Annotated in this window: 17 protein-coding genes and 1 CRISPR repeat array; of the genes, 13 read left to right on the top strand and 4 right to left on the bottom strand. The window is 50.6% G+C overall.

All coding sequences use genetic code 11. From position 1 onward, the window contains the following. The first annotated feature begins 76 nt into the window (after positions 1 to 76). Together macA and macB are read left to right on the top strand one after the other, a co-directional pair. The gene (macA, locus tag ACKI5T_RS06295; RefSeq protein WP_407436398.1) at positions 77 to 1,192 is read left to right on the top strand and encodes a macrolide transporter subunit MacA; all 1,116 of its coding nucleotides are present in this window, start codon (positions 77 to 79) and stop codon (positions 1,190 to 1,192) included. Further along, on the top strand, positions 1,189 to 3,129 hold the full coding sequence (macB, locus tag ACKI5T_RS06300) for a macrolide ABC transporter ATP-binding protein/permease MacB (RefSeq protein ID WP_012016796.1): 1,941 nt from the start codon (positions 1,189 to 1,191) through the stop codon (positions 3,127 to 3,129). Before macA ends, macB begins: the two co-directional genes overlap by 4 nt. Before the next feature lie 68 nt (positions 3,130 to 3,197). On the opposite strand, the gene cspD is transcribed toward macB, so the two are convergent. Next, positions 3,198 to 3,419, bottom strand: a complete 222-nt coding sequence (gene cspD, locus ACKI5T_RS06305; RefSeq protein ID WP_059178475.1) for a cold shock-like protein CspD — start codon at positions 3,417 to 3,419, stop codon at positions 3,198 to 3,200. Between the two features lie 319 nt (positions 3,420 to 3,738). On the opposite strand from cspD, the gene clpS reads away from it, so the two are divergent. The 9 genes from clpS (at position 3,739) to cas6f (ending at position 17,971) form a co-directional block, all read left to right on the top strand. Then, complete coding sequence (clpS, locus tag ACKI5T_RS06310) at positions 3,739 to 4,059, top strand: ATP-dependent Clp protease adapter ClpS (RefSeq protein ID WP_012016798.1); 321 nt, start codon at positions 3,739 to 3,741, stop codon at positions 4,057 to 4,059. 27 nt (positions 4,060 to 4,086) lie between these two features. Beyond that, entirely contained in the window at positions 4,087 to 6,366 is a 2,280-nt protein-coding gene (gene clpA / locus ACKI5T_RS06315) for an ATP-dependent Clp protease ATP-binding subunit ClpA (RefSeq protein ID WP_407436401.1), read from the top strand. 973 nt (positions 6,367 to 7,339) lie between these two features. Beyond that, positions 7,340 to 7,588 (top strand): hypothetical protein, encoded by a 249-nt coding sequence (locus ACKI5T_RS06320; RefSeq protein ID WP_407436403.1) that lies wholly within the window; start codon positions 7,340 to 7,342, stop codon positions 7,586 to 7,588. A gap of 176 nt (positions 7,589 to 7,764) precedes the next feature. Next, positions 7,765 to 9,237: direct repeats of the CRISPR family, unit length 28 nt; unit sequence GTTCACTGCCGTATAGGCAGCTTAGAAA. Positions 9,238 to 9,579: 342 nt separating this feature from the next. Further along, positions 9,580 to 10,557, top strand: a complete 978-nt coding sequence (gene cas1f, locus ACKI5T_RS06325) for a type I-F CRISPR-associated endonuclease Cas1f (RefSeq protein WP_407436405.1) — start codon at positions 9,580 to 9,582, stop codon at positions 10,555 to 10,557. Then, positions 10,554 to 13,778, top strand: a complete 3,225-nt coding sequence (gene cas3f, locus ACKI5T_RS06330; protein WP_407436407.1) for a type I-F CRISPR-associated helicase Cas3f — start codon at positions 10,554 to 10,556, stop codon at positions 13,776 to 13,778. The genes cas1f and cas3f overlap by 4 nt, the downstream gene beginning before the upstream one ends. A 376-nt stretch (positions 13,779 to 14,154) precedes the next feature. Next, on the top strand, positions 14,155 to 15,462 hold the full coding sequence (gene csy1, locus ACKI5T_RS06335; RefSeq protein ID WP_407436409.1) for a type I-F CRISPR-associated protein Csy1: 1,308 nt from the start codon (positions 14,155 to 14,157) through the stop codon (positions 15,460 to 15,462). Beyond that, positions 15,459 to 16,394, top strand: a complete 936-nt coding sequence (csy2, locus tag ACKI5T_RS06340) for a type I-F CRISPR-associated protein Csy2 (RefSeq protein ID WP_407436411.1) — start codon at positions 15,459 to 15,461, stop codon at positions 16,392 to 16,394. Before csy1 ends, csy2 begins: the two co-directional genes overlap by 4 nt. Positions 16,395 to 16,408: 14 nt before the next feature. Next, positions 16,409 to 17,407 carry a type I-F CRISPR-associated protein Csy3 gene (gene csy3 / locus ACKI5T_RS06345; protein ID WP_407436413.1) on the top strand — a complete coding sequence of 333 codons (999 nt, stop codon included), beginning with the start codon at positions 16,409 to 16,411 and terminating at the stop codon, positions 17,405 to 17,407. A gap of 9 nt (positions 17,408 to 17,416) precedes the next feature. Beyond that, positions 17,417 to 17,971 carry a type I-F CRISPR-associated endoribonuclease Cas6/Csy4 gene (cas6f, locus tag ACKI5T_RS06350; protein ID WP_407436415.1) on the top strand — a complete coding sequence of 185 codons (555 nt, stop codon included), beginning with the start codon at positions 17,417 to 17,419 and terminating at the stop codon, positions 17,969 to 17,971. 62 nt (positions 17,972 to 18,033) lie between these two features. Here cas6f and ACKI5T_RS06355 read toward each other — a convergent pair whose 3' ends face one another. Then, positions 18,034 to 19,284 carry a hypothetical protein gene (locus ACKI5T_RS06355; RefSeq protein WP_407436417.1) on the bottom strand — a complete coding sequence of 417 codons (1,251 nt, stop codon included), beginning with the start codon at positions 19,282 to 19,284 and terminating at the stop codon, positions 18,034 to 18,036. A 132-nt stretch (positions 19,285 to 19,416) separates the two neighbouring features. Between ACKI5T_RS06355 and ACKI5T_RS06360 the strand changes: the two genes are divergently transcribed. Then, the gene (locus ACKI5T_RS06360; RefSeq protein WP_407436419.1) at positions 19,417 to 20,967 is read left to right on the top strand and encodes a bifunctional metallophosphatase/5'-nucleotidase; all 1,551 of its coding nucleotides are present in this window, start codon (positions 19,417 to 19,419) and stop codon (positions 20,965 to 20,967) included. A gap of 24 nt (positions 20,968 to 20,991) precedes the next feature. Next, a complete protein-coding gene (locus tag ACKI5T_RS06365; protein ID WP_407436421.1) occupies positions 20,992 to 22,533 on the top strand; it encodes an aryl-sulfate sulfotransferase in 1,542 nt (513 codons plus the stop codon). 81 nt (positions 22,534 to 22,614) lie between these two features. Here the strand turns inward: ACKI5T_RS06365 and infA are convergent, their stop codons facing one another. Beyond that, on the bottom strand, positions 22,615 to 22,833 hold the full coding sequence (infA, locus tag ACKI5T_RS06370) for a translation initiation factor IF-1 (RefSeq protein ID WP_002211347.1): 219 nt from the start codon (positions 22,831 to 22,833) through the stop codon (positions 22,615 to 22,617). A gap of 288 nt (positions 22,834 to 23,121) precedes the next feature. Continuing rightward, positions 23,122 to 23,826 carry a leucyl/phenylalanyl-tRNA--protein transferase gene (aat, locus tag ACKI5T_RS06375; protein WP_407436423.1) on the bottom strand — a complete coding sequence of 235 codons (705 nt, stop codon included), beginning with the start codon at positions 23,824 to 23,826 and terminating at the stop codon, positions 23,122 to 23,124. Positions 23,827 to 23,860 lie beyond the last annotated feature (34 nt).

Below are 23,860 nucleotides of genomic sequence, written 5' to 3' on the forward strand. Positions count from 1 at the left end.
AAACAGGGGTTTCGTTGACGAACAGTTTAGATAGAATCAACGGTTATGATTGCCAGAACATTTATTTGGAATATTTATGAACCTTAAGGGAAAACGCAGGAAGCTCTATCTTCTGCTGGCAGTGGTGGTATTCGTCGGCGGTTTCTGGCTTTGGCAGGTTCTCAACGCGCCTGTGCCGCAATACCAAACGCTGATTGTCCGACCTGGTGAGCTGCAGCAAAACGTGCTGGCAACCGGAAAGCTGGACGCGCTGCGCAAAGTTGATGTCGGTGCGCAGGTGAGTGGTCAGTTAAAAACGCTCTCAGTCGAGATTGGTGACAAAGTGAAAAAAGGCCAGCTTTTGGGGGTTATCGATCCTGAGCAGGCAGAAAACCAAATTCGCGAAGTAGAAGCCACGCTCATGGAGCTGCGCGCTCAGCGGGGTCAGGCCGAAGCGGAACGTAAACTCGCGCAGGTTACGCTCGGTCGCCAGCAGGCGCTGGCTAAAACGCAGGCGGTTTCCCGCCAGGATCTGGATACCGCAGCCACTGAGCTGGCGGTCAAACAGGCACAGATTGGCACGATTGATGCGCAAATCAAACGTAATCAGGCGTCGCTCGATACGGCCAAAGCGAATCTCGAATACACCCGTATCGTGGCCCCAATGGCGGGCGAAGTGACGCAAATCACCACGCTTCAGGGTCAAACGGTGATCGCCGCGCAGCAAGCACCGAACATTCTGACACTCGCGGATATGGGCACGATGCTGGTCAAAGCCCAGGTTTCGGAAGCTGACGTTATCCATCTCAAACCGGGCCAAAAGGCGTGGTTTACGGTGCTGGGCGATCCGCTGACGCGTTACGAAGGGGTGCTGAAAGACATCCTGCCGACGCCGGAAAAAGTCAACGACGCTATTTTCTATCACGCCCGTTTTGAAGTGCCCAATCCAAAAGGCGTACTGCGTCTGGAGATGACTGCGCAGGTCCATATTCAACTCACCGGCGTGAAAGACGTTCTGACCGTGCCGCTGGCGGCGCTGGGTGAACCGGCGGGCGCGAATCGTTATAAAGTCAAAGTGCTGCGTAACGGCGAAACCCGCGAGCGTGAGGTTGAAATTGGCGAGCGCAATGATACTGACGTGGTGATAGTCAAAGGCCTGGAAGAGGGCGAGGAAGTCGTCATCGGCGAAAGTCAGCCTGGAGCCGCTAAATGACGGCGTTGCTGGAGCTGAATAATATTCGCCGGAGCTATCCTTCCGGGGATGGCGCGGTGGAAGTGTTGAAGGGGATTACGCTTCAGGTCGAGCCTGGCGAGATGGTCGCTATTGTCGGCGCGTCAGGTTCCGGTAAATCCACGCTGATGAACATTCTGGGCTGTCTGGATAAACCGACCAGCGGCACATATCGCGTGGCGGGAACTGATATTTCCACTCTCGACAGCGATGCGCTGGCACGACTGCGGCGCGAGCATTTTGGATTTATTTTCCAGCGCTATCATTTGCTCTCGCATCTCACGGCAGCGCAAAACGTTGAAGTCCCCGCGGTTTATGCCGGCGTTGAGCGCAAAAAACGACTCGAACGGGCGCAGGCGCTGTTAACCCGCCTGGGGCTGGCGGAGCGCGTTGATTATCAACCTTCGCAGCTGTCCGGCGGTCAGCAGCAGCGCGTGAGTATCGCCCGTGCGTTGATGAACGGCGGACAGGTGATTCTGGCCGATGAACCGACCGGCGCGCTCGACAGTCATTCCGGTGAAGAGGTCATGGCGATCCTGCATCAGCTGCGCGATCAGGGGCACACGGTGATTATTGTGACCCACGATCCGCAGGTCGCCGCGCAGGCAGAGCGGATCATCGAGATCCATGACGGCGAACTGGTGAGCAATCCACCGGCCAAAAAAAACCACGCGGGCGTACACAAAGAGGTGCTCCCGCCGCCGACGGGATGGGGGCAGTTTGTCAGCGGTTTTCGCGAGGCGTTAACCATGGCCTGGCTGGCGATGGCGGCGAACAAAATGCGTACGCTGCTCACCATGCTCGGGATTATTATCGGCATCGCGTCGGTGGTGTCGATTGTGGTGGTGGGTGATGCCGCTAAACAGTTGGTGCTGGCGGATATTCGCGCGATTGGCACGAACACCATAGATATTTACCCTGGTAAAGATTTTGGTGACGATGAGCCGCAGAATCAGCAGGCGCTGAAGTATGACGATCTGGCGGCCATTCAGAAGCAGCCGTGGGTGAACTCGGCGACACCGGCCGTTTCGCAAAATTTGCGCCTGCGCTACGGGAATATTGACGTCGCAGCCAGTGCGAACGGCGTCAGCGGCGACTATTTCAACGTTTATGGCATGACGTTCAGTGAAGGGGCAACCTTCAACGCAGAGCAGCTCGCAGGCAGAGCGCAGGTGGTCGTGCTGGATGCAAACTCGCGTAAACAGCTGTTTCCCACCAAATCCAGCGTAGTGGGTGAAGTGATCCTGGTGGGCAACATGCCTGCAACGGTGATTGGCGTGGCAGAAGAAAAGCAGTCGATGTTTGGTAGCAGTAAAATTTTGCGCGTCTGGCTGCCGTACACCACGATTTCTGGGCGCATTATGGGCCAGTCGTGGCTGAACTCCATCACCGTCCGGGTGAAAGAGGGATACGACAGCACCCAGGCTGAGCAACAGATTGAGCGTCTGCTTACGCTGCGCCACGGCAAGAAAGATTTCTTCACCTGGAACATGGACGGGGTCTTGAAAACGGCTGAAAAGACCACACGTACTCTTCAGATGTTCCTGACGCTTGTGGCGGTTATCTCGCTCGTGGTGGGGGGAATTGGCGTGATGAATATCATGCTGGTGTCCGTGACGGAACGTACGCGTGAGATCGGCATTCGTATGGCCGTCGGCGCGCGGGCAAGCGATGTGCTGCAGCAGTTTTTGATTGAAGCGGTGCTGGTGTGTCTGGTGGGCGGTGCGCTGGGAATTGCGTTGTCGATGCTGATTGCCTTCACGCTGCAACTGTTTTTACCCGGCTGGGAAATTGGGTTCTCACCGTTTGCGCTACTGACGGCATTTTTATGTTCAACCGCGACGGGCGTTTTGTTTGGCTGGCTCCCGGCGCGCAATGCGGCGCGGCTCGACCCGGTAGATGCGCTGGCACGCGAGTAGCGGAAATAAAAATGCCAGCCGATCGGGCTGGCATTTTGACTGGAGGATGTACACAATGAATCAGAGGGCTATGCAACGGCTTCTGCTTCGATGGGCACAATGACGCTGGCATGATTGCCTTTTGGCCCCAGGTGAACATCAAACCGAACCGACTGCCCGGCTTTTAGCGTTCTGTAACCATCCATCTGAATGGTGGAATAGTGAGCGAAGATATCTTCGCCGCCGCCTTCAGGGCAGATAAACCCGAACCCTTTGGCGTTGTTGAACCACTTAACAGTACCCATTTCCATGCTTCGACATCCTTCGTATATCTTATTAAGTAAGATGGAATGAACCGGTGGTGGAGTGGGGGCTGTTCAAAACCTCGCCAACTCACGCCTGTACAATTTAGATAAACCAACCATTGCGTCAAGTGTCAGGCGCTGGAGTTGGGACAATAATCAACCAAATTTTTGAAGCAGTTAACGCTAATGACGGGAATGTGACAGATATCGCGGATGGCATTAATAGATGTTTGTTATCTGATATCTGAGGTAGATTCAGAGTATGTACCGACTCCTGTCAGCGAAATGTTCTGCCGGAAACCGTAACCGATGATGACGACTGACAATGAGTAAGAAGAACGACTGGCTGGATTTTGACCAGCTGGCGGAAGATAAAGTGCGCGACGCGCTAAAACCGCCATCTATGTATAAAGTTATGTTAATGAACGATGATTACACGCCGATGGAATTTGTTATTGACGTGCTACAAAAGTTCTTTTCTTATGATGTAGAACGTGCAACGCAACTGATGCTTACCGTTCACTATCGTGGCAAAGCCATCTGCGGCATTTTTACCGCCGAAGTGGCCGAAACCAAAGTGGCGATGGTGAACGAATATGCCAGGGAGAATGAGCATCCGTTGCTGTGTACGCTGGAAAAAGCCTGAAAAGGCATAAAATTGGGGGAGGTGCCTATGCTCAATCAAGAACTGGAACTCAGTTTAAACATGGCTTTCGCCAGAGCGCGTGAGCACCGACATGAGTTTATGACCGTCGAGCACCTGCTTCTGGCACTGCTCAGCAACCCATCTGCCCGTGAAGCGCTTGAAGCGTGTTCTGTGGATCTGGTGGCGTTACGTCAGGAACTCGAAGCCTTCATCGAACAAACGACACCTGTGCTGCCCGTCAGTGAAGAGGAGCGCGACACTCAGCCGACGCTCAGCTTCCAGCGCGTATTGCAGCGCGCGGTGTTCCACGTCCAGTCCTCTGGTCGTAACGAAGTGACCGGCGCAAACGTGCTGGTCGCCATCTTCAGTGAGCAGGAGTCGCAAGCGGCGTATCTGCTGCGCAAACACGAAGTCAGCCGACTCGACGTGGTCAACTTTATCTCTCACGGAACGCGAAAAGACGAGCCGAATCAGGCGTCAGATTCCAGCAGTCAGGCGAGCAATCCTGAAGAGCAAGCAGGCGGGGAGGATCGTATGGAAAACTTCACCACCAACCTTAATCAGCTTGCTCGCGTTGGCGGAATCGATCCGCTGATAGGCCGCGACAAAGAGCTGGAACGCGCGATTCAGGTGCTGTGCCGTCGCCGCAAAAACAACCCGCTGCTGGTGGGTGAATCGGGTGTGGGTAAAACCGCGATTGCCGAAGGGCTCGCCTGGCGTATCGTGCAGGGCGACGTTCCGGAAATCATGTCAGATTGCACTATCTATTCGCTGGATATCGGTTCACTGCTGGCGGGTACGAAATATCGCGGTGATTTCGAAAAACGTTTCAAAGCCTTGCTGAAACAGCTGGAACAAGACACCAGCAGCATCCTGTTTATCGATGAAATCCATACCATTATCGGTGCGGGCGCGGCGTCTGGCGGCCAGGTGGATGCGGCTAACCTGATTAAACCGCTGCTATCGAGCGGTAAGATCCGCGTGATGGGCTCGACGACGTACCAGGAATTCAGCAACATTTTCGAGAAAGACCGTGCATTAGCGCGTCGCTTCCAGAAAATTGATATTACTGAACCGTCCGTTGAAGAAACGGTGCAGATCATCAACGGCCTGAAACCGAAGTACGAAACGCACCACGATGTGCGTTATACCGCGAAAGCGGTGCGTGCGGCGGTGGAGCTGGCGGTGAAATATATCAATGACCGTCATCTGCCGGATAAAGCGATTGATGTGATCGACGAAGCGGGCGCGCGCGCGCGTTTGATGCCGGTCAGCAAACGCAAGAAAACCGTCAACGTAGCGGACATTGAATCCGTGGTGGCGCGTATCGCGCGTATCCCTGAGAAGAGCGTTTCTCAGAGCGATCGCGACACGCTGCGTACCCTCGGCAATCGCCTGAAAATGCTGGTCTTCGGACAGGATAAAGCGATCGAAGCCCTAACCGAAGCCATCAAAATGGCGCGTGCGGGACTGGGCCACGAACATAAACCCGTTGGTTCCTTCCTGTTCGCCGGTCCGACCGGTGTGGGGAAAACCGAGGTGACGGTTCAGCTTTCCAAAGCGCTCGGCATTGAACTGCTGCGTTTCGATATGTCCGAGTATATGGAGCGCCACACCGTTAGCCGTTTGATCGGCGCGCCTCCGGGATACGTGGGCTTTGATCAGGGCGGTTTGCTTACCGATGCGGTGATCAAACATCCACACGCGGTTCTGCTGCTCGATGAAATCGAGAAAGCGCACCCGGATGTGTTCAATATCCTGCTGCAGGTGATGGACAACGGCACGCTGACCGATAACAACGGGCGCAAAGCGGACTTCCGCAACGTGGTGCTGGTGATGACCACCAACGCCGGTGTGCGTGAAACCGAGCGTAAATCAATCGGCCTGATCCACCAGGATAACAGCACCGATGCGATGGAAGAGATCAAGAAGATCTTTACGCCGGAATTCCGTAACCGTCTGGATAACATTATCTGGTTCGATCACTTGTCTACCGAGGTGATTCACCAGGTTGTGGACAAGTTCATTGTCGAATTGCAGGTTCAGCTTGATCAGAAAGGCGTATCGCTGGAAGTGAGCCAGGAGGCCCGCAACTGGCTGGCCGAGAAAGGCTACGACCGTGCGATGGGTGCGCGTCCAATGGCGCGAGCCATTCAGGATAACCTGAAAAAACCGCTGGCTAACGAGCTGCTGTTTGGTTCTTTAGTGGACGGCGGGCAGGTGACTGTGGCGCTGGATCAGGCGAAGGGCGAACTGACGTATGACTTCCAGAGTGCGGCGAAGCACAAGCCGGAAGCGGCTCACTGAGTTGTATTAGTTTAAAAGCCGGGTTTTATAACCCGGCTTTTTTGTGCCTGATTTTCTCCCTCTCCTCTTTGGGGAGAGGGCTGGGGTGAGGGGAACATACGGCTGAGGTGGTCATTCCGTTCACTTTATGTCACCTGCTACTCTTTCATCACATCACCGGTGAACGTGCCGGGAGGGGGGCACCGCCACCCCCCTGGCGACCCGGGCTCCCGGCAAGAAACTCGCCGCTACGCGGTACCCTCAGCTTATTCCTCCAGGCTATCGGGTCGGGCACCAGCCTGCATCCCTGCAGGCTATGCCCTCGCCGCGCATCCCTGTGCGTCGCCCCGGCCTGACGGAACCGCTTCGGCGATTTTCAGCCGGACCATGACATCGCGGTAAGTCTCTCGTTAAAAGGAAGAATTTGCGTCGCTTTGGAATAATAAATTACTTGGGAACCCTCAGCTCGTGGGAGAGGGCATCAGGCAACGCTATAATTTTGCGAGGCGCTTTCCAGAATTTCACTCTTATGATTGCTGGATAAATCACAGTAATAAAATGGCGGCGCACCTGCAAAATCAGGTGTCGGGATTGGCGTCCTGAAAGTGTGTGAGCAGCAGTAATGCTGCAGGCTTCGTTCGCCCTAAGGAAAGGGTATACTTCTGCATCTGGCGGGCGAATCGGAAGCTTCTTTTGAAGCGCCAGTAGCACACACACTGGTACGCCAATTCCTTTTCGCTCGCCACCAGCGAATCTGGCGTTTCCTGCAGTGGTAAATTCAATGTGTGTGAAGGAATGACCCAATGAATACAGAAAACAATTTTACTCAGCTTTATAGCGAACTTAGCCTTACTCCCGATCTTGCAACGCTTGCCGAGCGCTGCAAATTGCTCACTGAAATTCTGCTCGACTGTAAATCGCTCCCGCAAACACACCCGTTAGCCGCTGTCTTACGGCATATCTGGATGTTTTCCAGACTGAGTCAGATAAATCGATGGCTGACTTCCGCATCGTTGAGTTTTCTAATAAGCAGTCGCTGCCTCAGCCAGGCGTTTGGCTTCTGGAGGATACAGAGACACAGTGCAACTATTGTCGTGCCTTAAACCATGTGCTGCTGATCTCGCATTTTGACCGGGATATGCTCCCGCATCTGACCGGCTTGCTGCATGATATTGCCCACGCTTTGGCAGATGATCTTGCGGCATCAGCTCAGGAAAAATCCATTAACATCAATCATTGCTAATTTTGTACGCTCTCCGCCGGGAGCCATTTCCCGGCGCGTTTATCATGACCCTATTTTTTGATGCCTCCGTAACCTATTGATTTTAATCAGCCATAAAAGATTGCAGAAAAAAGGGTTAAAACGCCAAAAGTTGATTATTTTCTTTTGGAACAATAAGATGTCCACGCTCCGCTCCAGTTCACTGCCGTATAGGCAGCTTAGAAAGATCCGGCACGCCCGATGCAGACACTTGCAGTCGTTCACTGCCGTATAGGCAGCTTAGAAACTCACGCGGGGCCAGCGTGAGCAAGACCTGCTGTTCACTGCCGTATAGGCAGCTTAGAAAACAGCGCACCATCTTCCCGATACCAGCCTACAGTTCACTGCCGTATAGGCAGCTTAGAAATGCGGCAACTCAAGCGCGTCAGACGTCAGATCAGTTCACTGCCGTATAGGCAGCTTAGAAACGGTTAAACTGACAATAATTAGCGGCATATTCGTTCACTGCCGTATAGGCAGCTTAGAAAGCCGGCAACTGTTCGCCGGTGTAAAAGTTCACGTTCACTGCCGTATAGGCAGCTTAGAAAAGATGGCACCCCGCTGCCGCCGTTCAATTTCAGTTCACTGCCGTATAGGCAGCTTAGAAAATCCGGCGGATGACAACCTCTTCGGCGTTTCGGTTCACTGCCGTATAGGCAGCTTAGAAAAGCACGCAGCTGAAGTCATCGCGCTCGGTCTTGTTCACTGCCGTATAGGCAGCTTAGAAAAGTGCGTGTTTGTGATGTTCGCGTGAACTTCTGTTCACTGCCGTATAGGCAGCTTAGAAAGCAACGCGGGTCAGGAGCCGAAGGGGGCCATGGTTCACTGCCGTATAGGCAGCTTAGAAATCAAAATCATCATTCATAGCGGACATCCTCCGGTTCACTGCCGTATAGGCAGCTTAGAAATTACGCCATTGCCCAGCGAGCACCAACCTATAGTTCACTGCCGTATAGGCAGCTTAGAAATGAAAAGGTCGTTATCGTGGCATCGGGATAACGTTCACTGCCGTATAGGCAGCTTAGAAAGAAACCTTTCATCTCGGTCATCATTTCCATGACGTTCACTGCCGTATAGGCAGCTTAGAAAAGATAACGGGAACATCATTGCTAAGGCGTTTTGTTCACTGCCGTATAGGCAGCTTAGAAACGTGACGCGCGATTATTTTCGCATTCTGGTGAGTTCACTGCCGTATAGGCAGCTTAGAAATGAAGGCGATAACCACTACTCAGTTAATTGTGGTTCACTGCCGTATAGGCAGTTTAGAAAGGATGGAACAAAGAATCGTCGTGGTTGGTGGGGTTCACTGCCGTATAGGCAGCTTAGAAAGCACTTTGATTTCAGGACGAGCGTTCTCCATCGTTCACTGCCGTATAGGCAGCTTAGAAATTGACATGTTTGCTGGCAGCGGGACGACGGGGCGTTCACTGCCGTATAGGCAGCTTAGAAAAATTGGCCGTGGATGCAAAAGAACTGGCAATCGTTCACTGCCGTACAGGCAGCTTAGAAATGAAGCTCTAGAGCCATAACCTGAACTTCATGCGTTCACTGCCGTACAGGCAGCTTAGAAATGAGCGATGATCTCCGTATCAGACTGAGCAATGTTCACTGCCGTACAGGCAGCTTAGAAATGGTGAGTTCTCTCGCGGCAAAGGGCAAAACGTTCACTGCCGCCCAGGCAGCAGCCAAAAATACAAACCCCAACTCTATTCTTTAACTCATTAGTTAAACCAAAAATAAGCATAGGTAATTATTCACTTAAATATTAATCGCCTTATTAAATTTATATGTAAATAATATAAAAACTAATACCTATCCCCTGTGGGATATATAAATTCTATTTTTATTGAAATGAATCACCTGTGTTTTATTAAAAGTTAAGGTTGATTTATTTAAGTGACTGCGTTTTAATTCTCAGGTCAGAAAAAAGACTTTAATATTCATATTAAACAATATTTAATAAAGGTAGGGCTATGCCTGTAAATGGAATTACGCCTTCGGATCTCAAAACCATTCTCCATTCAAAACGTGCCAATATTTATTATCTGGAAAAATGTCGTGTTCAGGTCAACGGTGGGCGAGTGGAGTATGTCACGCAGGAAGGTAAAGATTCTTTTTACTGGAACATCCCTATTGCCAATACCACGGCAGTCATGCTCGGAATGGGTACATCGGTAACCCAAATGGCGATGCGGGAATTTGCTCGCGCAGGGGTTATGGTCGGTTTTTGTGGCACGGACGGTACACCGCTTTATTCAGCTAACGAAGTGGATATTGATGTTTCCTGGATTACTCCACAAAGTGAATATCGACCCACCAGCTATTTACAGAATTGGGTATCATTCTGGTTTGATGAGCAAAAAAGGCTGCAAGCCGCAAAACATTTCCAGTATATCCGGTTGCAACAAATCGAAAAATATTGGCTGGCATCAAAAAATCAGCGTGATAAATCATTCCATCCAGACAGTCAAAATCTGAAAAATATACTTGAACGCGCCAGACTGGCAATGGAATCTGCAAACGATCACACCACGCTGATGCTTCAGGAAGCACAGTTGACCAAATCGCTTTATAAACTGGTCAGCCAAACCGTTGGTTATGGCCATTTTACTCGCGCTAAACGTGGCGGTGGCGTGGATATGGCAAACCGCTTTCTCGATCAGGGAAATTATCTGGCCTACGGACTGGCCGCTGTCGCCACATGGGTAACGGGAATTCCGCATGGTCTTGCGGTGATGCACGGCAAAACCCGCCGCGGCGGGTTGGTTTTCGATATTGCGGATTTGATTAAGGACGCCCTTGTCATGCCGCAGGCATTCCTGGCTGCCATGGAAGGCGAGGATAATCAAATGTTTCGCCAGCGATGCATAAATGCTTTTCAGCAGGCTGACGCCCTGGATCTCATGATTTCCTCCCTTCAGGAAACGGCGGAAGGGAGTGCGCTGCGATGAACGTTCTGATTATTTCCCGGTGCACCAAAAATGCCCGCGTAGAGAGCTGTCGGATAGTTGATCAGTTTGCAGAAAGAACGGGGGATGCCGCCTGGCAAACCGTGATTACGCTGGAAGGGGTCAATACGCTCAGAAAGTTGCTGCGTAAAACGGCGCGCCGCAATACGGCGGTGGCCTGTCACTGGCTTAAAAAGAACGGACAAACAGAATTATTATGGATTGTCGGTAATCTTCGGCGGTTTAATGCGCAGGGGCGTGTACCCACTAACCGCACGACGTCAGATGTGGTCAAAAGCGAGGTTGAACATGGCTGGCACAGCGCAGAAAGCATCGCTCTGCTGGCCGCCATTGCTGGACTTTTTCATGATTTTGGCAAGGTAGGGCGCTGTTTTCAGCAGACCTTGAAAGGCGTCAGTAAGCATCTTTGCCAGCCTTTTCGTCATGAGTGGATTTCAGTGCGTCTGTTTCAGGCATTTGTGGATAAAAAAACGGATGCAGAATGGCTCGCAGAACTAACGAATCTGAAGGCGTCTGATGAAACCGCCATCATGAATGCGCTTGTTGCGGATACACCCTCGAAAAGTGACAGCCCGCTCAGCACGTTGCCGCCGCTGGCGAAGACCGTCGCCTGGCTGATGTTGTCGCATCACCGTTTGCCGCAGGCGCTATCGTCGAAGCCGCAGCTGGAATATTGCACCGGCTGGATCGACAGGCAACTCAACGCTGACTGGAATTCACTGAATCACAAAATCAGCGACACGCACAAATGGACAGATCGCGATTTTAAGCAGGTGTGGCAATTTCCTGAAGGTACGCCTCTGCGAAGCGCTGTCTGGCGTGAAAAAGCCAGGCAGATTGGCAAGCGAGCCAGGAATGCGGTTTCGCTCCTTCACTTTGGCTCGCTTGAAAACAGTTTTACCGTCCATATGGCGCGGCTGTCGCTGATGCTGGCCGATCATTTTTACTCCTCTCAGCCACCGTCTATCGTCTGGCAGCAGGACAACTATGACGTATGGGCCAACAGCGATCGCCACACCAAACAGCTGAAACAAAAGCTGGATGAGCATAACACCGGTGTCGCGCATCACGCTTTGTTGTTAGGACGTTCTTTACCACAGATACGTCGTTCATTACCTGCGATGACCCGTCACAAAACCTTTCGCGAACGGGCAAAAGATGCGCGTTTTCAGTGGCAAAATCGGGCCTGGGATGTCGCGTTGGCCTTACGTGATCGCAGTGCAGAGCAGGGCTTTTTTGGTGTCAATATGGCCTCTACCGGCTGCGGTAAAACCTTCGCCAATGCCCGCATTATGTATGCCCTCGCCAGTGAACAGGAGGGTTGCCGGTTCAGCGTTGCTCTTGGTTTGCGTACACTAACGTTGCAAACCGGGCAGGCGCTGCAGTCTCGTCTGGGTCTGGATGACGATACGCTCGCGGTCGTGACGGGGTCCGCCGCCGTGCGTGAACTCTTCCAGCAGGGACACGATGATGAGGATACCAGCAGCGCCAGCGACGAGGCATTTTTTGCCAGTCATCACTACGTGCACTATGAAGGTAGCACCAGTAACGGTGTTGTTCAGCAATGGCTGGCCGCGGAGCCGGCACTGAATCGTCTGGTTAGCGCACCGGTGCTGGTGACGACTGTTGACCATCTGATGCCCGCGACCGAAGGCGTGCGAGGCGGCAGGCAGATCCCTGCGATGCTACGTCTGTTGACCAGCGATCTGGTTCTTGATGAGCCGGATGATTTCGATATCGATGATTTGCACGCTTTGTGTCGGTTGGTGAACTGGGCGGGAATGCTCGGCTCTCGCGTGTTGCTCTCGTCTGCAACGTTACCGCCTGCGTTAACAGAAGCTTTATTCGAAGCCTATAGGAAAGGACGTGAAGCCTATCAGGCTGCCTGCGGCATTCCTGGACAACCGGTCAATATTTGCTGCGCGTGGTTCGACGAATATGGCGCACAGTCGCAAGAGGCTTACGATGAGACGGTATTTCGACAAGCCCATTATCAGTTCGTGGCCCATCGCGCACGACATTTACTGGAACAACCCTGCCTGCGCTTTGGCAAGCTGGCAAAAATAGAGCCAGCTTCTGACATCATTAAAACGGTGGCGAGCACGCTTTATCATCACATGCTGGCGTTACATCAGCACCATCACACTGTTCATCACTGCGGAAAAACGGTGTCGTTGGGTTTGATTCGCCTGGCGAATATCAATCCGCTTGTTGCCGTGGCACAGGCGCTTATGGCGATGCCTGCGCCAGAAAATTACTGCATCCATTATTGCGTTTACCACAGTCAGCATCCGCTGGCGGTACGGTCGAGTATTGAGAAACGGCTGGATGCGGCATTTACCCGTCACGATCCGCAACATATCTGGCACTTACCGGAAGTGAAACAGGCGCTCGCATCGCCCTTCCAACATCATCTCTTTGTGGTGGTGGGGACCTCCGTGCTGGAGGTTGGGCGCGATTTTGACGCTGACTGGGGCATTATCGAGCCCAGTTCGATGCGCTCACTCATTCAATTTGCTGGGCGTATTCAGCGCCACCGCCAACAACTCCCGGAAAGAGAAAATGTGGTGATCCTGAGTCGTAATATCCGTGCGCTACAGGGTAAAACCATCGCGTACTGCAATCCGGGTTTTGAGACGAATGAACATCTTTTTCCACATCATGATTTAGCTGATCTGCTGCCCGACGCCAATTTTCAGCACATCAACGCTATCCCGCGCATCGTGGACGATGTAACTGATAACGCGTTTGCCCGCCTTGAACATACCCGGTTGCGTGCCGCGTTACTTGATGGAGGCGATAAACGTGACGTTATTGCCGCGCAGTGGTGGCGCTTACCGCTGACATGGAATGGCGAATTACAGAGACGTACGCCTTTTCGCCACGCTTCGCCACAGGAATCATTTTTCCTGACCATGGATCAGGATGACGATACGCCTGTTTTTTGTCTGATGCAGAGTGATGGCGTGCTGAAACCCTCGCATCTGTTTCGCGAACATTCATTTTTACTCGCTGAAAGAGTACAGGCGTGGTTTGCCGTTGATTATCAGGCGGTTTTACTTGATCTGGCAGAATCAAAAAATATGGAGCTTCACGCGGTATCACGACGGTATGGCGAAATAACATTACCCGTTGGTAAAGAGAACGCCACAGACCAGTGGCGATATCACCCGATTTTGGGTGTGTTTCGCGCCCTCAATTAAGAGGGCGCGAGCTGCTTGTACAGCAGTAGAGCAACTATTAAAAATCGCAAATGGCATATTTCTAAACTACCTGTGCAGTAGTTGCAGGACTCTAATCAATAAAGAGGGGGACAGTCAATTATCTATTTTTAGAAATCTCAAATTGCATAGGAGGGAATGGACTCTGCTATTATTTAAGCCACCTTAAAACATGTGGTTATGTAAGAAATGAAAAATTCATTCAAAATATTAATCTATTGCGTTTTTATTGCATACCCTTTTTTGACGAAGCAAATTTCATTTAACCAATCCTTCAGGTTAGAACCGAACACTGGCATAAATAATGCGCTGATAATGATAATTAAGAAGGGAACTTAATATTGGAAAGGAGAAGTTGATGTTTCAAGGACAAATAATTCATCATATTGCTGAATATATTGCCGGGCGACGGCAAACGAAGCTGGAAGCGTTTGATAAAGAGGCCGCTAAGCGAAGTGATGCCGATATTCATGCACTTGCGGTAGAGCGTCGTGAGCTTGAACTTCGCTATGAGCCGGCAGCCTGGCTAACGGACGCCGCGAAGCGAGCCGGGCAAATTAGCCTTGTTACCCATGCGGCAAAATTTACTCATGGTGATTCGAAAAGCAGCAGTATATATAGCGAAGCAGTCGCGCATGAAGGGTATCTCAGCAGCTCTGCGTTGCCAGATCTGGAAACGGATGCAGTCGGAAATGCAGCAGTACTTGATGTAGCGAAATTCCTGCAAAGCAATATCGGCGGTGATTCACTACTGGCCTGTCTGAAACGTGGCGATCATCGACCTTTTGCCGCATTTACAAATGATGCTGTTCAGTTGAACGAATGGATTTCCGGGTTTTCCAGGGCGTTAGACACTGGCGAACCCGCTTCGCATAAGCTGGCTAAGCAGAGCTATTTTCCCGTGGAGGGGGGATATCATTTACTGAGCCCGTTGTTTGCAACATCGTTTGTTCATGCATTTCATAAAAAAATGAGCACGCTGCGTTTTGGTGACGACGCGAAAGCTATCTGGAAGGCACGACGTGAAAGGACCTGGCATCCGCAGCCTTTAGTCCTGTTTCCTGAATTGGCTGAAACGCATTTCGGCGGGACTAAACCGCAGAATATCTCTTACTTAAACAGTGTGCGTGGGGGGCGGGTCTGGCTGCTCCCGGCTCAGCCGCCGCAATGGAAAAGCGCTGACACATCACCCGTAAATTTACGTTCCGTTTTTGCCCTTGGCGGATCGTTCGACAGACGCGCCAGCGGCACAGTCAAGTTATTAGTTTCACTGCTGACCAGAACCAAAAATTATCACAATCGACAAATACGTGATGCCCAGGAAAATTACGTCGATGCTCTGATTGATCTCCTGTTCGTTGTGGTTTCAGAGCTGCAGCGAGAAGAGTGGCAAAACTGGACGCTTCAAAACCCTCAATTGAAAACGCATCAGCAACTATGGCTCGATCCCTGGCGTACAAAAACCGATGAGGTTTTCCGTCAGGAGCGTGACAAAGATGAATGGCAGCGAAGCGTGGCGGAAGATTTTGCGCTGTGGCTGAACGTCCGCTTGTACAAGGCTTTACCAGAAGTGGGCGCGGTGGAAAAACGAGAGTGGGAAACGCGCGAACGATTACGCACCAATTTGCGCGTATTTGAAAAAATCATTAAGGAGGCGCTGAAATGAGCGCATTAATCCTTTTTCGCCGCATGCGTGTCGAGAATGCAAATGCCGTGGCGGGCATTACATATGGTTTCCCGGCTATTACCCATTTTCTGGGCTTTACTCATGCGCTGTCGCGACAGGTTGAGGCGTCACAAAACCTTCAACTTCGGGGATGTGCGGTAGTGAGCCATGCCCATCAGATACACGCGCACACTTCAGGCCGTGACCATCAGTTTGCTCTGACCCGCAATCCGCTCACACGAGAGGGAAAAACCGCCTCATTCAATGAAGAAGGCCGCATGCATATGACCGTTTCGCTGCTGATCGAGTGCCACGGTGAAATTGCCAACGGGGAATACGGTCAGGAGGCTCTCACGGAATATCTGCGGCAGATTTGCCCCACCTTGCGGCTGGCGGGTGGAATCATTATCGATATTCAGGATATTACGGTTTTGGATATGCCAACCACTGAAAATGAACTTTGCGATTTGCAATGGCGTTTGATGCCGGGTTTTGTACTGCGCGATCGCAGTGCGTGGCTAGTGGAACACCATCAATCATTACTGGCTAACAATCCGCACGCCACCTTACTGGATGCGTGGCTTGATTTTGCGGCGCTAAAAATGCAGGCCGAAACGCCAGAAGAAGGTGATATCAACGAGGGCGATTCGGCGCAATGGAAACATATACCTAAACCCAAACCCGGTTATCTGGTTCCGCTGATGACCGGTTATCAGCGCATTTCTGAGCTCTACGCGCCGGGGGGCGTCGCCAATGCGCGCGATGATCAGACGCCGTTCGCCTTTACCGAAGCAGTATATGGGGTGGGTGAGTGGTGCGGGCTGCATCGCATCAAATCGCTGGAAGAGATCTTCTGGCGTTATCACACCACCGAAACCGGCTATTACTGCCAGGGCGCGGATGCACCGTTGGCAACTCAACATCAAAACTGAAAAGGGACTCTCTCATGGCAAAGGCTCCAACCGCCGTCAAAACGGCTTCTGTCCTGGCATTTGAACGCAAGCTGGCAACTTCTGACGCCGTCATGTTTTCAGGTCACTGGCAAAGCGAACGCTGGCAGCCCATTCGTATCCAGGAAAAAGCAGTGCGCGGCACGATATCCAATCGCCTGAAAAATGCCGTCGCCAGCGATCCGGCTAAGCTGGATTCGGAAATCCAAAAGGCGAATTTACAGCGCGTTGATGTGGCGGCATTACCTGCAGACGCAGATACGCTGCAGGTAAAATTCACGCTTCGTGTGTTGGGAAATCTCTCTACGCCGTCCGTATGCAATGACCGGATTTATCAGACTGAATTACAGCAGGTCATTGATAGTTATATCAGCGAGCATGGTTTTGCCGAACTCGCGCATCGATATGCAACAAATCTGGCGAATGGCCGTTTTTTATGGCGCAACCGCATTGGCGCAGAAAAAATCACGGTGAAGGTGAAAGGAAGCAAACTCTGGGAGTTTGACGCGCATGATTTTGCACTCCGCGATTTTACCGCCAAAGATGACCAGCTGAAAGAGCTGACAAAGGAGATTGAAAAGGGTTTATGTGGTAAGGGGTTTGTTTTGTTGAATGTCGAAGCGCAGGTACTTTTGGGCGCAGGGCAAGAGATTTTTCCGTCGCAGGAGCTGGTGTTAGACAGTAACAGCACCAAGAGTCGCCTGTTGTATCAGGTTGATAATGTTGCGGGAATGCACTCGCAGAAAATCGGTAATGCGGTGCGCACAATTGACACCTGGCATTCTTATGTCGATGAGTTGGGGGCGATTGCTGTTGAGCCGTATGGATCGGTGACCAGTCGCGGCGTTGCCTGTCGTCAGCCAAAAGAGAAAATGGATTTTTATACCTTGCTTGATAATTGGGTGACAAAAGGACAGACGCCGGACGTAGATCAGCAGCATTACGTTATGGCAGTGCTTATTCGCGGTGGCGTGTTTGGTGAGAAGAGCGAATAAGGAGCGGGAATGGATCATTATCTGGAGATCCGGGTTCTTTCCGATCCCGAATTCAGTGAAGAGACACTGATGGCGGCACTTTTCGCCAAACTGCATCGTGCGCTAGGGGCGAGAGGTCAGGGCGATATTGGTGTTAGTTTCCCGCGATATTCTCTTAAACCCGGAGACACGCTGCGACTGCACGGTAGCGCTAATGCGCTAGATGAACTGGAAAGCCTGGCGTGGCGTAAAGGGCTAAGTGATTACTGCCAGTGTGGGAAAATATCGCCTGTGCATGACGTTAAAGGTTGGCGAAACGTCAGCCGGGTTCAGGTAAAAAGTAGCCCTGAGCGCCTGCTGCGTCGGTCCGTTAAAAAAGGTTGGCTGACGGATGCGCAAGCTCAACAACGATTACTGACTATGCAGACGGAGCACAGCGAGTTGCCTTGGCTTAATTTGCGCAGCCTCTCAACGGGGCAAGCGTTTCGTTTGTTTTTTCGTCATGGTGATATTGTCGATACCCCAATGGAAGGTGAGTTTTCCAGCTATGGATTAAGCCCGACCGCGACGATCCCCTGGTTTTAAGTCACAAAACGCACCTGCTTTGGGTGCGTTTTTTTAACAGCAACCGGTTATCCGATAAGGCGTTATGCACGTTGCTGATTAAATATAAACGCCAGGCACACCAGGTGCGCGCTTATCACGTGGGCACTCAGCCTGTGGGAATCTTTTGACCATGGATGCGCGGTTAGCCAGCGAATGAACGTTTCGCAGGATGACAGGCTAATATCCGCAGCGGAAACAATTTCTCTTTGACCGGTGAGTAACGCAATCATCCTGTGGCCTTCGCCATGACTCCAGCGCTGCCAGATATTTTCCCACCAACCTACTCGCCAGGTTCCACTGTGACGAAAGCTGCTAAGAAGAGATGCCGGTTCACCGGAGTCTTCGGTGACAAACCACAGATGAGTTTCACCTCGGCTGACTTCAGACGCCCAGGCGGTAATTGCCGCGCCTCGCAGAACACATTCGTGGGAGAGGTAATGATCGGTTACCGCTGGAAAGCAGCGCTTCATGCGTTGGAAATGTCCATGCAGAGCAATAACCGGGCGAATAATGCAGCCTTTATCATTACGCTTGAGATCTGCGCAGCCATACTGGATTTCGTCAAATTGACTGCGCCTCATAAACTGGCATTCCTGTTGTTTTACCTTTTCAATACCTGTCGCGACAGAAGGCTCCAATCGCGATGAGGAGACAGCGTGATAGAGCAGCGAATCACCTGCCACCCAGTCACAGTAATTGGTGGTTATCTGGACGATGCGCCCCGATCGTGTATCAGCACTTATCACAACATACAGGTTCTGATCTGCCGCTTTGCCCTGGAAGGGTAAAACATGTGTTGTTGTCGCGATACGGCTTACTTTTTCTTTCAGCTGATGCAAACGGTGGCTGCACCAGATTGCGGCTTGTTCAAGTACCCGGTATTGCGACGTTTCACCATCATGCTGCCCACTGCTCAGTCGTGAAAGTAAATTATCGATGAGGAGGGCATTACGGGGGGTAATTTTAGCGGGAGTAGTAACCTTCCGGCAGCGGCGACATTGCAATCGCGTATTACCAATTTGTGTTTTTCCATAGAAAATCGCGTCGCTTTCAAAGCAATGTGGACAACGGTGCTCTGCTGTATCGGTCCTTTTAATAAGCGAGCGGGTAAACCAAAAATTAAACTCATGCTCATTAAATAAGGGCGGAAGACCGCCGCATTTTTTGCATTCCAGTGCGGCATAGCCAAGACGATAAACGGGATAAATATAGTCGCTGGTATCCGCTATTCCTAGATTTGGACATGACCAGCTTTTGCAGACATTTAAACTGATTTTTAAATCACTGAGCATTCGTTATTACCAACTGATTTTGTAAGTCGTTAACTATTGATCAAGACCGATCGTTGTCGTCGTGATGTGATTCACAAAATACAGTTACTCAGACGAGAGAATAATGTTCTTTATTTAATCTGAGGATAGACGATGAAACGTACACTTTTCGCATTAATAGGGCTGGCAGGAATTTCTGCACAGGTTTTCGCGCAGGATATGACAGTCATTTACACCAATGACCTTCATGCGCATGTTGACCCTTATAAATTGCCCTATATCGACAGCGGGAAAAGAGCAGTCGGTGGATTCGCTAATATTTCTACGCTGGTGAAACAAGAGAAGAAAAAGAACAAAGCCACTTTCTATTTTGATGCTGGCGACTATTTTACCGGGCCTTATATCAGCAGCATGACAAAAGGCAAAGCGATTATTGATATTCTGAATACCATGTCGCTGGATGCCGCATCGGTGGGAAATCACGAATTTGATCATGGCTGGGATAATACTCTGCTTCAGTTGAGCCTGGCGAAGTTCCCGATCCTGTTGGGAAATGTTTTCTATCAAAACAGTGACGTGTCTTTCTGGAACAAGCCTTATGTCATTCTTGAAAAAGAGGGGATCAAGGTCGGCGTTATTGGCTTGCATGGTGTGTTTGCATTTGATGATACGGTCTCTGCATCCATGCGCCAGGGGATAGAAGCGCGTGATGAAGTGAAATATTTGCAACGATATCTGGATGAATTACGTGGAAAGGTGGATATCACGGTTGCGCTCGTTCATGAAGGTACGCCGGCTCGTCAGTCCAGCATTGGTAGCACCGACGTAAAACGCGCCCTGGATAAAGATATTCAGACGGCGAAACAAGTCAAAGGACTGGATATTCTCATTACCGGACATGCACATGTGGGAACCCCTGAACCTATCAAGGTGGGTGATACTTTGGTCCTTTCGACAGACAGCGGCGGCATTGATGTGGGTAAGCTGGTGATGGATGTTGACCCTAAAATGCATCAGCACAAAGTTAAAAGTTTTGAGCTGAAAACCATTTATGCTGATGAGTGGAAAGCGGATCCCGATACTCAAAGTGTCATTGATGGCTGGAATAAAAAACTTTCAGAGACCGTTCGTCAAAAAATCGGCAGCACGCCTGTCACCTTGACCCGCGCTTATGGTGAGTCCTCACCTTTAGGCAACCTTTTTACTGACGCGATGATGGCGGCGGCACCAGATGCACAAATTGCGCTGACCAATTCAGGCGGTCTTCGCGCCGATTTAAGCGCCGGACAAATAACCTTGGGTGATGTGATTAGCGCATTCCCGTTCCCAAATGAACTGACCGTCATGGACCTTAGCGGCAAAGAATTGCGCGGTCTGATGGAGCACGGAGCAACGCTGAGCAATGGGGTTCTGCAAATGTCAAAAGGCGCTGAAATGCGCTACGACGTGCAAAAACCAGTGGGACAACGCGTCGTGCTGTTTAAACTCAATGGCAAAGACATTGTGGACAGCCAATCCTATCGCGTCGCGACCAACAGCTTCCTGGCACCAGGCGGCGATGGGTTCAAAGATTTTATTACCGGGAAAAATAAACTCGTCCGAGGCGGATATAACCTCTCTGATGCAGTTATTGATTATCTTCAAAAAGGCCATCAAATCACTGAACCTGAAGTGAATGAAATGCGTGTAGCGACAACGAAGTAAATCGTTAATTAAAAGGAATTGAACATGTCTATTACATATACAGGAATGGAACTCGCCCCAGCAAATAACCAATTGGCGGCGTATATTACATTTGATTCTGATTCAGCGGTGAGCTTGTCATATACCGTAATCAAACGCGCAACAAGCAGCACGAGCGTTGATTTCACCTATGAGTCTTCAGCATTACTCAGCACCGAAAACGGTAAGTTGAAGATTCCCGTTATTGGGCTTTATGCTAATAATATTAATCAGGTGCGTGTGATATTCAGGGATTCTGACGGGCAGGAGATTTACAACAATATTATAGAAGTGGATACGCAGGGACAAACATATCGTGAAGCGACAATTTTCCATCTGAACATTGAGCAAACAGATCGCAATCTTTTTTCCTCTGTCTGGGGAAACAGTTGGTTGATGACAACCAACTGCGATGGATATGATCGCAATGGCGATCTCCGCTGCTATTTTTCTGCACCGTATCGTAATCAGATGCTCCGAACACATAATGGTTATTTCTATATGGGGAGCGATGAAGATGAGCATTGGTATGGTCGTCGTTTCTTCAAAATAGACATTCTCGGTAATGAAATTCTTGAATTTATTCTGCGCGACAGTGATGGCAATCTTTATGCCAATACGCATGATTTAACCTGGGATTCAGCGGGCAATCTTTATATGGTCGGGAATGATATTCCGGACCGCTCAACAAATACTATGCGCCAGGACGCCTGGATTCTAAAATTCAACGAACAAACCGGGAAAATGATTTGGGCTAAGAATTATTCAAGTGCCTTTGATGGCTCACAAATCCTTAATAATAGCCCTACCAATGACGCACATCTTAATTCTCTCACCTGGCTACCATCAAGCGCCAAAAATGATGAGGCAATTATTACGCATTCCCGATCCGCCTGCGTAACATTTGGAATATCACCTGAAACGGGAGCGATATTGTGGACCATCAATACTGGAGGTTCAAATCTACAATTTCCTTCAGGGGTTGAGTGGTCAACGGCAACAAAACTTGCCATGGATATTGGTGCAGAACTTGAAAATGGGGCACACACTGTTTTCGTGACCAATAATGATCTTATTAAGGCAAATATTCAGCTCCAGCCTGGCCAGTTTGTCGTTTCTTTATTTAATAATCGCTCATGTGTGGACAGTGATGGAGTCGCTGTTGTCCGTCCGATTACGGCCGATTCCAGTGTGACGCCGTATCAAACCAATCCGGCTTGTGTGATGTTTTATCTGGTGGACCTGAACAATAAGCTAGTGACCAGAGCTAACAAAACAATCGAATTACCCGGCAACAAAGTCCCTCAGATCACAGATTTTATGGGGGCGGTTTTCGAGCATGGTGAATATTATTCGGTATACACCAACCACGCCCGTTCTTTCTTTATTTGTGATATTGCGGGGAACGTGATTGCATCAATTTATGACGTGATCTGCTCTCTTGATGGCTATCCAGAATTTTCCGGGGAGTGCTATCGGGCAAGACTGTTCGAGGGTGATGAACTGTCCAGCCTTGTTAATGTTGGGGTTGAGCGCGCAAACGCTTAAATACGTTAATAACAGAAATAAAAAAGGCCGGGAATTATCCCGGCCTTTTCAATATTCATCTGCCATTACAGGCGAAAACGATTAGCGACTACGGAAGACAATGCGGCCTTTGCTCAGGTCGTACGGGGTCAGCTCGACAGTCACTTTGTCGCCCGTCAGGATGCGGATGTAGTTTTTGCGCATCTTTCCGGAGATGTGCGCGGTTACCACGTGACCGTTTTCCAGTTCTACGCGAAACATGGTGTTAGGCAACGTATCAAGTACGGTGCCCTGCATTTCAATATTGTCTTCTTTGGCCATCTAATCCTCTGGGGTATCACTACCAAGTTTTGAACCGGCAAGATAATGCCGAAATTCATCAATTAAGTAAAGAATTGCGCGTTTAAAACGCAACAAAACAGTTTCGGCGCATTGCCCAGTCGTCACGGTTTAACCGTACGAGAAGCGCATTCGTAAAGGGGTGACGACAGGATAAACGTCAGGACGTTATCTGATGCGAAGAATTCCCAAACGGCGGCGGGGCAACAGGCAGAAGCTACTCTGCGGCACCAATTATAACACTCCTCATCAAAAATGGGCGGAAAACATTTACACCTGAGGCATAAAGAGTGTTCTGGGCACCCAAAAGTTTTGTGGGAGCTTTTGCTGGCGCAGATTGTCCAGTTCATCGAGGTAATGGCGACGGGTAATTTCTACCGCACCGAGTGACGCAGTGTGTTCGTTTAGCACCTGACAATCCATCAGTTGGCCGCCGCGCAAGGAAAACTCCTGGCAGAAAACCAGCAGTGCCGTTTTAGACGCATTCACGGCGCGGCTAAACATCGATTCACCACAGAATAATGTCCCTTGCGCCACGCCATACATTCCGCCAACCAGCGTGTCATTGTCCCAGACTTCAATCGAGTGTGCATAACCCAGTTCATGTAAGCGAAGATAGGCGTTGATGATATCGTGGGTAATCCAGGTGCCTTCATCACGATCCGCCGCGCATCCCTCAATGACCTGCCCAAAGGCATAATTAAGCGTGACGCGGTAGGGCGATTTGGTATGAAAGCGCTTCATGCTGCGACTGAGGTGAAACTGCGATGGCTCCAGTATCGCGCGGGGATCGGGCGACCACCATAAAATGGGATCGCCGGGTGAAAACCACGGAAAAATCCCGCGCTGGTAGGCCATTAACAGGCGTGCCGGGCTTAAATCCCCGCCGAGTGCGAGCAGCCCATTGGGTTCACGTAGCGCCCCCTCTGGCGAAGGGAACGCAATATTATGACGAGAAAGCTGGACCAGGCGCATGACAGCAGAACTCCAATACGCGAGCTAGGATCGG

Origin of the sequence: Lelliottia sp. (assembly GCF_045627565.1) — a bacterium.
Classification (GTDB): Bacteria; Pseudomonadota; Gammaproteobacteria; order Enterobacterales; family Enterobacteriaceae; genus Enterobacter.